At 40.4% G+C, this 14,005-nt stretch carries 11 protein-coding genes; 2 read left to right on the top strand and 9 right to left on the bottom strand.

The features are described 5' to 3' along the window. Positions 1 to 3: 3 nt before the first annotated feature. Positions 4 to 624, top strand: coding sequence for a transcriptional repressor LexA (gene lexA, locus MHI41_RS08860; RefSeq protein ID WP_007499350.1), 621 nt, complete (start codon positions 4 to 6; stop codon positions 622 to 624). A 47-nt stretch (positions 625 to 671) separates the two neighbouring features. Here the strand turns inward: lexA and MHI41_RS08855 are convergent, their stop codons facing one another. Then, entirely contained in the window at positions 672 to 1,115 is a 444-nt protein-coding gene (locus MHI41_RS08855; protein WP_008343821.1) for a hypothetical protein, read from the bottom strand. A gap of 296 nt (positions 1,116 to 1,411) precedes the next feature. On the opposite strand from MHI41_RS08855, the gene MHI41_RS08850 reads away from it, so the two are divergent. Next, positions 1,412 to 1,954 (top strand): IseA DL-endopeptidase inhibitor family protein, encoded by a 543-nt coding sequence (locus MHI41_RS08850; RefSeq protein ID WP_008343822.1) that lies wholly within the window; start codon positions 1,412 to 1,414, stop codon positions 1,952 to 1,954. A 34-nt stretch (positions 1,955 to 1,988) separates the two neighbouring features. On the opposite strand, the gene MHI41_RS08845 is transcribed toward MHI41_RS08850, so the two are convergent. From MHI41_RS08845 to MHI41_RS08810, 8 genes are all read right to left on the bottom strand, one after another. Beyond that, complete coding sequence (locus tag MHI41_RS08845) at positions 1,989 to 2,837, bottom strand: STAS domain-containing protein (RefSeq protein ID WP_008343823.1); 849 nt, start codon at positions 2,835 to 2,837, stop codon at positions 1,989 to 1,991. Positions 2,838 to 2,980: 143 nt separating this feature from the next. Continuing rightward, positions 2,981 to 3,361 carry a NucA/NucB deoxyribonuclease domain-containing protein gene (locus tag MHI41_RS08840; RefSeq protein ID WP_224559893.1) on the bottom strand — a complete coding sequence of 127 codons (381 nt, stop codon included), beginning with the start codon at positions 3,359 to 3,361 and terminating at the stop codon, positions 2,981 to 2,983. Between the two features lie 227 nt (positions 3,362 to 3,588). Beyond that, complete coding sequence (locus MHI41_RS08835) at positions 3,589 to 5,583, bottom strand: glycosyltransferase family 39 protein (protein ID WP_008343826.1); 1,995 nt, start codon at positions 5,581 to 5,583, stop codon at positions 3,589 to 3,591. 146 nt (positions 5,584 to 5,729) lie between these two features. Further along, positions 5,730 to 6,638 (bottom strand): trypsin-like serine protease, encoded by a 909-nt coding sequence (locus tag MHI41_RS08830; protein ID WP_008343827.1) that lies wholly within the window; start codon positions 6,636 to 6,638, stop codon positions 5,730 to 5,732. A 387-nt stretch (positions 6,639 to 7,025) separates the two neighbouring features. Beyond that, on the bottom strand, positions 7,026 to 10,169 hold the full coding sequence (locus MHI41_RS08825) for a bifunctional cytochrome P450/NADPH--P450 reductase (protein WP_342494724.1): 3,144 nt from the start codon (positions 10,167 to 10,169) through the stop codon (positions 7,026 to 7,028). A 21-nt stretch (positions 10,170 to 10,190) separates the two neighbouring features. After that, complete coding sequence (locus tag MHI41_RS08820) at positions 10,191 to 10,772, bottom strand: TetR/AcrR family transcriptional regulator (protein WP_007499369.1); 582 nt, start codon at positions 10,770 to 10,772, stop codon at positions 10,191 to 10,193. A gap of 228 nt (positions 10,773 to 11,000) precedes the next feature. Beyond that, complete coding sequence (locus MHI41_RS08815) at positions 11,001 to 11,711, bottom strand: DUF421 domain-containing protein (protein WP_342494723.1); 711 nt, start codon at positions 11,709 to 11,711, stop codon at positions 11,001 to 11,003. Positions 11,712 to 11,775: 64 nt separating this feature from the next. Further along, positions 11,776 to 13,992, bottom strand: coding sequence for an RNA ligase (locus MHI41_RS08810; RefSeq protein ID WP_282833659.1), 2,217 nt, complete (start codon positions 13,990 to 13,992; stop codon positions 11,776 to 11,778). Positions 13,993 to 14,005: the final 13 nt, after the last annotated feature.

The following is a 14,005-nucleotide window of genomic DNA, read 5'->3' as shown; positions in this document are numbered from 1 at the left end:
AAGATGACGAAGCTATCAAAAAGACAACTCGATATCCTGAAATTCATAAAAGAAGAAGTAAAAAGCAAGGGTTATCCCCCATCCGTTCGTGAAATTGGCGAAGCTGTCGGTCTAGCATCAAGTTCAACTGTCCATGGACATTTAGCTAGACTAGAAACGAAAGGTTTAATTAGAAGAGACCCAACGAAACCTAGAGCGATCGAAGTACTAGATGAAGAGGAAATGAATATTCCAAAGAGCGCTGTAATGAATGTTCCAGTCATCGGAAAAGTCACAGCAGGCTTGCCTATCACGGCTGTTGAGAATGTAGAAGAATATTTCCCACTTCCAGAAACTTTTGCAGCGCCAGATGAACAAGTATTTATGCTTGAAATTATGGGAGAAAGTATGATCGATGCAGGTATTTTGGACAAAGACTACGTCATTGTGCGTCAGCAAAGCACTGCCAACAATGGAGATATCGTGGTGGCTATGACAGAAGAAGATGAAGCAACAGTGAAACGTTTTTATAAGGAAGATACACACTTTAGATTACAGCCCGAGAATCCATCAATGGAACCAATTATTTTACAGAATGTGAGTATACTAGGTAAAGTGATTGGCGTATTTAGAAATATTCATTAAAAAAAGCCGGTATTTCATCAACTGCTGATGAGAGCCGGCTTTTTCTTTTATGAACAAGAATATGCAAGAATACTGGAGCTTGGGAACGAGCCGAATGTAAAGTTCGGCCATATGAAACCTGTTGTACGGCCAAAAGGCTGCGACGAAAGAACATACATGAGAAATACTTGACCGTTTCTAAGGAACACAATGGTCCACCTTCTATTACATCCAGCTGCAAATTGAACCGTTTGCTGGCTTCCGCCTACACTCTGCCCTGCAATGAGCGGCTGCATGCTTTGAGGCTGAGAGACTGCTTGTTGATATTGCGAGATGATATGCTGCGGCGGGGCTGGCGGGACCGATTGTCCTCCTGCACCTTGCCCTTGCCCAGTCCCTCCGAATGGCAAGCCGGGAAATCCTCCAACTTGAGAAATAGGAAACGCCGGCATGCTTTGGACCTGCCGATCGTACAAGTACCCATTCCACGTACCTTCATATGGATTATACATACTAAACACCACTTTCTTAGACATTCATCACGACAGTATATGTCATACATAAAAAAAGAGTGTTGAGGAGACAAATAGAAATCTTTCCAAAAGACGTTTTATTCTTCTTTAGAACGGTTAAATACTAATGAGGAAGAAAAAAATAAAAAAATGAAAACTTTTTGTCTCCCTCAAACGTTATATAGATAGAAAGAAAAGAAATAAAAAACATTTAGATTTAATACTTGTAATATCTCTGTAACTATTGTAACATTTGTAACATAAGAAGTTTTCATTGAGAAAAGGAGGCAATCGCCTTGAAAAAATTATTTGTTTTATTAACCGCTATTATGCTTATGATCTCATTACAAACAACAACACTGGCCGCTTCCAAAAAATCAGCCGCTTTGACAAATAAAGAAGCGTTACATATTGCCCTTGATGCAAGAGAACACTTTTGGAGTGCTATGTCAGGCTACAACATTAAAGAGCATTCAGATTACAAATTAAAATCATTTACTTATAAAGACATGACTTACAACTACCTGTCTAACACATTTGATACAAAGAAAAAACTAAACAGCTATCTATCTCAAGTTTTCACAAAAGATGCCATTACTCACGGTTTAAAAGACTATCAGTTCATCGTTCATAAAGGAAAAATGGCTGTGCCAGTTGGTGACGGAGACAATATGCTTAATTGGGATAAGGCAACACCTAAACTCGTCTCTAAGAAAAATACAATCCGCACATACGAATTCACAGTCCCAACACTTGATGGACGCAAAGTAAAACGTACTGTCACTTTCGAGAAAGTACAAAAGGATTGGAAAGTAACAAAAATTGACGCTGTGATCTAAATAAAAAACCAGGCCTAGTAAACGGCCTGGTTTTTTATATTGGTGAAAATTCAGTCATACGATCTAAAGCGTGAGCAAGTGATGAAGCCGTTTGAAATTCATTAAAAGGAAGTCCAAGCTGTACAGCCGTTTGAGCAATTTCTGGTCTAATACCTGAAATGGTCGTATCAACCCCGATTAACCGAAGTGACGTGACAAGATCAAAGATTTGATGTGCTACCATCGTATCAATGATGACGACACCCGATAAATCAATACATAAATGTTGAACACCTTTTTGCGAACACTGTTTTAATGTATTTTCTAAGATAATCTTTGCTCGCGCAGTGTCAATATCTCCAACTAAAGGCAATAAGGCAACATGACTTTTTAACACAATGACTGGGGAACTCAACTCATAAATCATGTCTCTTTGTGCAACGAGTTTTTTGGTGGTATTTTTCACATATTGCTGAATAAAGACATGAATTGAAATGTTAAATGCCTCAGATATCAAATCATACCAATAAAATATTCGGTCAATGTCAATATCACCTTGATGCTGTTTTATAAACTCTTTTAAGTAATGAAGAACTACTCTTTGATTGGACATATATTCTCTCACGACGTAATCTAATGGCGTGTTCAAGTGCTTCGGATCACTTGCTAAGTCTTCAGACCATTTTTTAAATTTCGTATGTAAATACGTCTTGTCTTCAATAAGTGCGCGTATAAAATGCTGATAATAATCTTGATTTTGCCGTTTTAGCTCTGCTATGATGCTGGAATCTGTTGAACGATAAATGGATTCTGGATCATCATCCTCAATTGATTCATACCATGTTTCAGTCAGTTTCTCTGCATGTTGCATGAAAAAATCGTATAATGCACGGTTCTTTTCCATAAGCATATGTCCCTTCACATTTTCTACTTGTCAGTCTTTGTACCTGATGGATTGATTGTACCACTGAATCTTTTGTACCTGCTAGCTCGAATACGCTCCTGTTGAACAAAAAGATCCCCTCTCAAGGAGCCTCTTGTCTATGTTTATTTGACAATAAATAAAATTCGTTTCCCGTCAGGATACCCACTGATTTGATGCCCGACCCATGAACCAGCGCCTCTATTATCTGATGGACTGACATATTGAACGCTCGCCCCCTTTCCTCCTTCAAGACACACCGCCATCGGCCATTCATCCCGGTCAAAACCAGGTTTTGTGGGAATTCCTTTTAATGATTCTTGCCTGCGGGCATCTGCCCCATTTCGGTCAATGGTACACACGTCTGAGTGTCCTTTTCGAATAGCTTCTTGAATATGACTGCCTGTTTCAGGATACCGTTCCTTAGGAAATTGAATCACATGATCATAACGATCTGCCCCTTTTGCGGAACGATCCTCTCCAAAACCACCTAATAACGCACCCATCCAAATGACAAAACAAAGAACGACAGCAGCGATCCAGCCTTTTCTCATCTTCAAAAGCTCGTGACCTCCTCATACTTTTGATGAAATGATGTTGACTTGAAGGGAATGAGTCATTTTTAATGTATGAGTGGCTGAGTGATGACATGTGAAAAACATGAGCTGAATCTTCCTAGATACTGATCCATAAGAAAAAACGAATGATTTCTTCATCATTCGCCTTGTTCTACTTAAGATATTTCATCTACTCTATATAATGTTTCATTTTGTGAAGACATCTCCGACGGCATCCCTTCTTCAGCTGATGAGGATTGTTTATATTCTTCTGATGAGATGACTGTACCATGTGATTTAATCCAGCTAACCAATTTGCTGTTAGCTGATGACTGATTGTCTGGTAATAAAAAGTATTTCACCTTTCCTTGTTGAATAAGTGCTTTTAATTTGTTGACAGTCAAAATAGGATCTGTCCCATTAAAACCACCTAATGCCATGACATTCTCATCTTCATCAATGATATATGGCGCTGCGGTAACAGTCGTAAGCGTTGCAAATAAATACGTTTCACCTGTTTGATGAGCCTTTAAATAAGTGAGTAAGCCTTGATCGACACTAGATGTAAACATGTTCCCTCCTCGTGAACTAGCCAGCTGTACACCTGCTTCTGGAAGAACAGCATTTCCACCATATATGATTGGGGTGGCGGACCAAAAACCTGGAAACAGTAACAGCGTTGTCAAAGCAGTGATGAGCAGTCGTTTCATGATCAATCGTTTTTCTCTGTACATCAGCAATAGGATAGCGATACTTGTTCCCGCAATCGCAATGGCATACATCCAAATACTACTGATTTGAGTCGTATAGTTACTCAAAATATACCCTTGGAAGATGGCTGTAACAGCGATTGCTGCTGGAAGCAAATACGCAGATACTCCTTTGTTTGCCTTAAATAACTCTCCCATCTTCTTAGCTCCTATGCCGCATAGTGCTGCAATAGGCGGGGCAAGCATAATGAGATAGTAATGGTGAAAGAAACCCGCAATACTAAAGAATCCGGCAGCAGGAATCAGCCATGCTGTCCAAAACATCGTTTGTTTCCATTCATTTAATTGAGCTTTTCTCTCCTTCCACCAACTGATGATCATCCCTAAAAGCCCAAACAAAGCAAACGGCAGCATCCAGCTGATTTGACCTGACAATGCAGATTGAAATAAACGAAATATACCGGGATTCCCCGTGCCATACATATTCATACTTTGTTGACCTACAGCACTTCCAGGCGGAGAACCACCATCTGGACCATGTTGAGGTGGCATCATTTGATTTTGGGATGGAGGCGGCTGATTTCTGTTTGACTGATCCTCTGACGAATCGCCTAATCCAGAATGATCTGGCATCACCATACCTGCTTGCTGGTTCATGTCTCCAAAGGATTTCCCTGTCGTCTGACCAAGCAGCCGTTCCGTGCCGTTATAACCAAAGGCAAGTTCTAACACTGAATTTGTTTGGCTGCTTCCCACATAAGGGCGCTCACTTTCAGCTGTCATATCTACAGCAACTGCCCACGATAGAGATAAGCAGACTAATACGACCATAGAGCATAAGAGAGAGAAAATTTTCTTTTTTAACGGTACGCGAGCAGCAATGAAATAGTAGAAAATAAATGCTGGAACGACCATAAACGCTTGCAGCATCTTCATATTAAATCCTACCGCTACCAAAGCGAAGGCAATAAGAAGCCAGCGCAACTTCCCTCTTTTTACAGCACGCATCAAGAAATACGTACCCGCAAGTAATGTGAAGACGAGCATACTGTCGATATTGTTCGTTCTGCTCACAGCTGCGCCAATTGGTGTGAGAGCCATAACGGCCGCTGACACCCTTGCAGCACCTTGACCGAAAGCCGGTTTTATCATGAGATAAAGAAGAAGAACAGACCCCACTCCAGCAAGTGCCTGCGGCAATATCACACTCCATGTATGAAAGCCAAAAATAAGTGCACTGATGGTTTGAATCCATAAAACGACGGGTGGTTTATCAATTGATACGAATCCAGTTGCATCAAACGAGGCATAAAAAAAGTGATGGAAGCTTTTGGACATACTTTTGACTGCAGCTAAATAATATTGATTGGCACTGTCATTCTGCCAAATTTGATAGGTGTAGAGAAAAGCTGCGATCAGTAAAATCAACAACAATATCATATCTATTTTTTTATTTTTCACTCATATCTCTTCTTTCTTTTTCATTTATTTCATTCAGCATAGCTTTTAAATATGAAATAGTGATGAACAAAAAAAGAAACTTTTCTGCATTTGACGATAAAAAAAGCCTGTCCCCTGTAAAGGAAACAAGCTGAATGCCCTATTTTTTATTGCGCCTTCGCATAGTTGATAAATTCAACAAAAGCAGCAGTCGCTTTTGGTCCACCGTTGATCGTTCCGTTTGAATAACCCGCATTATGGACCCCGACGATTTGTTGGTTCTGATCTAGCATCGCAGAGCCAGAGTTTCCGCTAAATGTATCGATCGTATAGTATGCGAGATTCGTATCTTCTCTCGTGACTGGACCTGACATTTCCCATTGTGACACTTTGCCAGTCGATCTCATTTTATCACCTGGATATCCAGAAATTTTAATCGTTGTACCTGTTAGATTTGTCACTTGACGAATAGAGCGGTAGCCGACCGTATTTCCAATGTTCGTATCTGTTTTAATGACGGCAAAATCATATTGACTCGCCCCCGTGTTGATATATCCGCTTGGTACATAGAATTCGGTCATGTTTGCTGAGCCGTTCACGGCCGTGCTGTCATTCATGCCTGGGTAGACAGACCCTTTTGCACTATAGCTTCTTGTGGCTGTATTGTAGACGCAGTGTCCGTTTGTCAATATTTTGTTTGGAGCAATGAGTGTTCCGGTGCAGCTAGATCCGCCAAATGTAATATAAGCAATAGAATTATAGGGGGCTACTCTTGTATTCGTCACTTTTGTTCTACCATCGTCTCCAATGACTACTTTTGTTTGAAAGTCTTTTAAATATTTTGTGAGTGGTTTTACTTTTTCGCCAATAGTAGAAGAGAGATCATCCACTTTGTCAAAGGATGAGGGGGTTTTCATATCGTTGTGGAAGTCAGCTGAAGAAATCACCTTTCCGTCAGAAGTCACCATGTCATAGTCAGACGTAAGTACTGAATCAGATGCTGCATGGGCAAAACTAGGCACACTTAAAGCACCAAAAACGAGTAGAGAAGGGATTAATTTTTTCACCTTTTTCATCATATTCCTCCTTTATGTCCTATATCAAAAATGATACGATTGTTTCATATTGGAGTAAATGAGAGAATATTCTTATTTTTTACAAAATATTTCATTTGTGAATTGGGTGTTTTGTATCTTCCAAATATTTATTCTAGCGATCTCTCTTTGAAAACAGAAAAAACCGCCAATTTGCGGTTTCAAGATTGTTGACAAAGGGCTAAAATGTGATTTATTTTAGCCCTTTGTCTTCTTTTCAGTGTGATAGAAAACCTTTGCAGCCCTAGGAAGGACGAGTACTGGAGCGGAGCGAATTTCACATTCGTGAGCACCAGCACGCAGGACTGACAAAGAATGCGAGGGTTTGTCTACATGCTGAAAACCGCCAAAGTGGCGGTTGCAACATGATCAGCTCCATACATCTTTTACATATCTGTTGTCATTGGCTAGAGATGTCAACCATTGTTCAGCTGTTTCTTTCGCACACTGTTTCTCAGTCTGATACAGTTCAATAAGTGTTGCCTCGACATCTGGTGCCATGACCTTTCCATCCCCGCAAATATAAAGGTAGGCGCCTTTGTCGAGCAATTCAATGAGCTTGGCTCCATCATTTTTAATGAAGTGCTGGACATACACTTTTTGCTCCTCGTAGCGAGAGTAAGCACGGTGGATGGTGACGACTCCTTTTTGTTCTGCAAGCTGCATTTCGTCATAATACAGATCATCTTCATGCGGGTGGCGGCAGCCAAAATAAAGATGGGCTTCACCTAACGGCTTCGCTTCATTTTGCCATGCTTCCCTTGCCTGAATGAACCCTCTAAACGGGGCGATACCTGTTCCTGGTCCAATCATGATCATTGGTATTTGAGGAGAAGGCGGCAATTCGAATCCTGCTTGAGCTTCATGAAGGAAGCAGGCCACTTCATCTCCTTCTTGCAGTCCGCATAAATAGTTTGATGCGACGCCTGCGTATTCACCGCGTCCGCTCCATGATTTTCCTTTCACAACAGCTACTGTGATACTAAGCCTCTTTTCATCTACCTTTGGCGAACTGGAGATCGAGTAATAACGAGGCTTCAATCCTGGTAAAAGGGCTAAGAAATGATCAAATGGCAGTTCACACGCTTCGTATTGCTCTAGTAAATCCAGCATGGTCACACGCTTCTTTAATACAGCTTCTTGATAAGTTTCTCCCGCCATTTGTTCAAGTTCAATACGATGAGGTGGGCATACCGTATATTTTGCAAGATCTCTTAGCTGAGTACGTGTCACAGGCTCTTGCAGCTCTACATGTGACGCCAGCAATTCTTCGACTTGAATTGGCTGATTTAATGGTAAATGACTTGCTTCTTTTTCCGAAGAAAGTATCATGTGCTGCTGTGGATCCAGCTTAAAACGATCGGTCACTCGCTGAACGAGTGTTGCACTATTTTTTGGCACGATTCCGATATGATCTCCTTCTTTATAATGCTTGCCTTCGGGTAATTGAAGTTCGATATGCCTTGTTTGGCGGGTACTTTTTTCAGATTGTAATTCTTGATTTTTCAATACAACAGCTGAAAAGGCACCGTATGTTTTAGCTACAGGACGTTCCACTAGCTCATTCGTATATGCAATGGATAGGTTTGGCTTTTCTTGGCGTTTCTCCTGCAAGGTTAAATTGAATTCTTTTGCAAGCTCATCGAAGACTGTTTTCTGGAATGTTTCTTTATCTTCATCCATATCACCGCCCGCATCGCCTTCACCAATATCCGTTACACGCTTTGCCCCTTTTCTTTCAAGTGCTTCATCAATCAGACGAGGAATACGCTGATACGTGCTCGCCCAATTTCGATCCCCGCACCCAAAGACTGCAAATGTCACGTTTGATAGATCCTGCTCCTCATCCTGCGTCACCCAATCCACAAACTGTTTCGCATGGTCAGGCGGATGACCATTGTATGAAGCCGTTACAATTAAAACTGCGCCTGACTCTGGTAACTTTCGAGTATAATCATCAAGCGGTGCCGTTGTCACGTCAAACCCTTTTGCTTTCCCGTCTTCAGCAAATTCGTTTGCCATCTGCTTTGCTGTACCCAGATTTGATCCGTACAAGACCAATAGCGGTGTTCCATGACTCGCTATTTTTGCTTCAGCAGATGCCGTGCTTTTTTTTGGTTCTTCTTTCGGAGGCGCCATAAAGAATTGCTGCTTTCTTGGCCGTACTTTGATTTTAAAATCGTTCGGTTTAATTGTCAGGGATTCTTTTAAATCCAGTTCATACGACGTATGGTCAATCAATTCAAGGTTGTGCAGAACCATCGCCAGAACCATCGTGGCTTCATGAAGGGCAAATTGCATCCCAATACATGCACGCTGGCCATTTCCGAATGGTTTATAGGCATGCTGTGGAATCTTTTCAGGATGCATAAAACGTTCAGGCTTGAATTCTTCTGCATCCTCCCCCCAAACCGCTTGATCCCGATGTAATTTAGGAAGCAGCACATTGACACTTTGGTTTTTTTTGATCGGATATTTTTCTCCAATGACTGTATCCTCTTTCGCATAAAGAGAGAACGTAGGCGCCGTCGGCCAGAGGCGAAGTGCTTCATTTAAGACCATACGCGTATAACTTAGTTTTTGAACCTGCTTAAATGTCGGCAGGCCGCCTTGTAGCACGTCGTCTGCTTCTTGTACGGCTTTTTTTAATTTGTCAGGATTTTTTAGTAAAAAATAAATCGCAAATGACAACAATCCGCTTGTTGTTTCATGACCCGCTATTAAGAAGGTAATGATTTGATAACGGATATTTTCATCTGACAGGCGTTCACCTGTTTCAGGATCCTTTGCATGTAGCATGAGAGAAAGTAAATCATTGCCCGTTTTATCTTGTTTTTTCCGTTCTTGAATAATGTCATCTACTAATTGCTTCATAAAATCAACATCTTGTTCAAATTCTTTTCTTCTTTTGATCATTAATTTATCTGCGACCGACAATCTGCTTGCTTGATCCATCGCTTCATTTAAACCATTCAGCATGCTTTCAATAAATGGATGCTGATTTTCTTTATAAAAGCTGTTAAATCGAAAATCAAAACCACATAGCCCGATCGTATCTAAAGTGAGCTTTGTCATATCCTCTGCTACTTCAATTTCTTCATCACGGCCCGTTCTTTGCCATTTTTGTACAAGCTGTGTGGCAATATCGAGCATCATCTCATGATACCCCTTCATGGCCTGCTGGCTAAACGCCGGCATCAAGATGTGATGAGCCTTTCTCCAGTTCGGCTCTTCTGTCCAACTTGTGAATAACCCATCCCCTGAAAAAGTTCTCACTTTATTGAGACTGCTTCCAATGAATTTATCAAAACGCCTCTCATCAAATACTTCTTTGGCAAGTTCATGGCTGGAAACAAAAATACTTGTTGCTTTTGAAAATTCAAACTGAAAGATCGGCCCCAATTCATCTGCCAGCCGCCAAAAGCTTTGAGAAAGCTCTCCCTTTTTGATATGAGGGATATTTTTAAAAGGTCCATATGTTTTCGGTTTTGGAATGATTGATGTTTGTTGCATGTGCCCACTCCCTTTATTTCTTTATGATGCAACGCTAATGGCACGCCATAAGCATTGCTCAATATCTTCTAAAAATTCAATCGTTGGCTCAATTTCCTCTGCTAGAATCTGTTTATGAAGCTGAACGAACGCTCCAAATACAATGGATAAAATTGTTCTCCCTGAAAGATTTGGATGAATTCCATCCTTTTTGCCTTCTTCAAAAATATGAAATAGCTCATTTAATAGCTGCTGCATCTTCTCTTTACTTGTCTCATCTAAATAGTGTGAGCGTTTGTCAATTTCTAAGAAGTACAAACCACTTGGATTCTCTTTTGTAAAGAGCACTAAGCAATAAAAGACATGTTTGAAATAAGCCCTGATGCTTGCTTTAGGGTCTGGACTGTTTGTATTCACCTTGTCGATAAATGCAGTCAGGCTTCGCTGGTATAAAATGTTCACAAGAGCTTCTTTACTATCAAAATAACGATAAATAGTTCCTGCTCCAACGTTGGCTCTTTTCGAAATCATCGGCATCGTTGTACCGTCAAAGCCCCGTTCAATAAATAAGTCCAGAGAAGCCTTCATAATCTGCTCCTGTTTATCAGTAGTTGCTGCGGGCATTTCATCCTCTCCTTTCGTTTCATTAGGAATGAATGTTCATTCCGCTTGATGTATATTATATTAATATTTTAAATTCTTCTATTTATACTTAAACATACTTATTTTTATCCGTCATCACATTTTCTGAAAATAATAATAATTGAGAAATGATACCTAGATAGATGACATCCAAACGACTTATAAACATTGGCATTTTTGTGACGCGCGGGTGTCGTCTGTACTATATGTTCATTCTTGGTCAATTGGAGAATCGATGTGATCGTCATATGTATCAATATATAAACTGCCATTACTTGAACGAACCGCATAGACAATGTCTTTTAAAGACAGTTGCCTTTTTTGAAGTTCTTCATAGATCCACTGCTCCGTTAATTGGTTTTCATGGAGGTTTTTCAAAATGAGCTTTCCGTCCATAATGACTTCAATGGGCATGTAACGCTCTGCCTGCATCCACAGGTTAAGATCTTTTCGCGTGACATAATCAAATGAAGGGTATTTTTTCACCGACATATGCCCATCTGTTTCAATCATTGCAAATTCAACTTCACTAATGTCAAACACATTCTTTTCTCTGAGCTGTTGATTTAAATAATCAAGTGTATACCTCATTCCTTTCATATTCTCTTCAAGGATTTTGCCATTTTGAATGACAAGCGTTGGTTTACCGGCCATAAATCCTCTCATCTTCCGGCTTCTTAAAGCAAGCAAAGAAATGACAAAAATAATGATCACAAGAGTCACAAAAGAAATGGTTGTGTGATGAAGCGGAAGCGTAGTATTAAACGCCAGGTTCGCTGCAATTGAACCTAGACTGATCGCTGCAATGAAATCAAAAATATTCATTTGCGCAATGGTTTGCTTTCCAAGAAGACGAGCACCGCCGAATAAAATAGCAAAAGCAAATATGGTTCGAAGAATGACTTCAATGTGATCTGGCATTTCAGCTTCCACCTTTCGATTTCATGAAAAAAAGCCTTTTCTTTAGAAAAGACTCTTTGTTAGACTATGCATTTATTCCGTCATTATTCAAATGGCCCGCTTCCGTTTGCTCAAATTGTGAACGCAGCTCAATGATTGAGCAGTTTCTCACGTTTACTGGATCTTGCTCGAGCAGCCATGTATAAAATCTTGCTTGCTCTGCTGTTTGCAAAGCCTGCATATATTTTTGGGTGGAGCGCTTATCTGCAACACGCTGTTTAATGGATCGCATTTGCTTCCAAAATTGATAATAAGGAAGCTTTAACTTGGTCATAAAGCCGCTGTTATCCTCAATGACATAACCTTCTTCTTTGATTGTGTCATCATGTGATACAGATTGATACCATTTATAGAAAGAGGTCCAATCATGAAACACTGCCACTTGCTGTTTGCACCGCATGCCAAGCTGTTCACTGAGCCTTTTCACTTCAGCAAATGGTTCTTTTTCATAGCTCAGCTGACGTTTCACGATATCAAGTAAAATGAGTTGATCATGATCATATGTGATAATATGCGGGTCTTTCTCTGGCAAAATGACTTCAAATACAAGGGATACCTGGTTGTCGCGTACGTATGATTTGATGTAATCGACCTGCACATCGTCAAAGGTCGCATAAAATAGCTCTTCGACCCAAGCAGCATGCTGATTTTGCTTCACATGTGACGTATACGATTTGGACGTAAACACCAGTTCATCTTTTATGTCGTTAAACCCAACCGTGCCTAAGTATCCATTTGCTTTATCATAGACCGTCACAGGAAATTGAAGATGATTCACTAAATGGTGCATTCTTGTTTCAGGACGTTCATCAATATTAAAGAACTTATTATAACTTCTAGACACAATCTGCTTTGAAGTCATATTGATAAACAACCCTCTTGCTTTGACATTTATTTCATCCCATTGTCTTTCACTAAATGCTTTTTTGGTGAAATTAAAAGATGAAATATCGTGTGGCAGCTTTAATTCCTGTACATATTCATGCTGATCTAAATGGGCTAAGAAATCATCCAGCGTCACATTGGGCTGAACAAAGACCGGTTGTTTGTTTTCAGAAGCTCTGTAGACAGGATTGTCAATTTCATGTGTCTCAATCCCGCCTGCTGTAATTTTTAACACACGCAGCTGTCCACCAAATTCAACCTGACCTTCGAGATTATAAGATCTTTCCGCCGCTTGGATAGGCAGTCTATATAAATTGCGATGACCATGAATTTGAATGATATCTAATCCAGAAGTGTTTTGCACAAATAAGTGGTCAATGTCATCTGAATATTCACCTACTCCGTGAATAAGCTGCTGCGTTGAGACATGCAGAAGCTCTTCTGGCAAATGAGCAAGCCCACCATGGGTGACAAGAAATGTCTGACCATGATACGTAAAATAGGTGAGCTGATGAAATGTTCTGACAAACTTCCTTAATTCTTTTAGGTCAAAACCTGCTTCCGCAATTTCAGGCGCAGTATGACGGTTAAACATATTACTTCTCACTTTTTCTTCATGTGCATATTTGTAAAGATACTGATCATGATTTCCTTCAATGACGATCACATTGCGGCATTCTCTATGTGCCAGCATCCATTCTAAAACTTCCTTGTTTTCTATTCCTCTATCAAGCAAATCACCTGCAAAGATATAAAGCTCGTTTTCTTTCAAGTCTCCTTGCAAATAATTATTTAGAGCTGTGTAACAGCCGTGAATATCACCGAAGACGTGAATGGCCTCATACTGATCAAAAGACCTGGGCTGATACGTCATAATGGCTGGATATTCCTCAGGCGTCAAAACGGTTACCCATGAAGGCACCTTCTCTGTCTTTAACCGTTCATTCATTTGATATAACACAGATTCCTTCACTACTTTGTGCGGCTCTCGACTGCGATTTTGCAGCAGGGCTGTTTCAAGAGGCACTTGCGTAAAATCGACGACATACACTCTGTAGCGATATGAAGTAGCTAATGACTTATACTGCGAAATGGACTTACTTGTGACATGTGTTGCATCAATGACAGTAAAGTCTCCTCGTTCCATCCGGGCTGTGAGGAGTTCAAATAATAAAGACCAGACTTTATGATCATGTTTGCTTGAAATTTCCGGTTTCCCATTGACTGATAACTGCGGAGGCTGGGTTAACAGACGGATCTGATCCGCTGATAATGTATATGGTTCTAAGCCTTGTTCTTTGATCCAAGTTGATTTACCTGCACCTGGGAGACCTCGTAAAAGGACTAAAGTTCTCATAATGGTTCTCCTT

The sequence above is a fragment of the Bacillus sp. FSL M7-0307 genome (assembly GCF_038627835.1).
In the GTDB taxonomy this organism is placed as follows: domain Bacteria; phylum Bacillota; class Bacilli; order Bacillales; family Bacillaceae; genus Bacillus; species Bacillus altitudinis.
The sequence above is the reverse complement of the archived record's forward strand: the minus strand, read 5'-3'. Positions and strand labels throughout refer to the sequence as shown.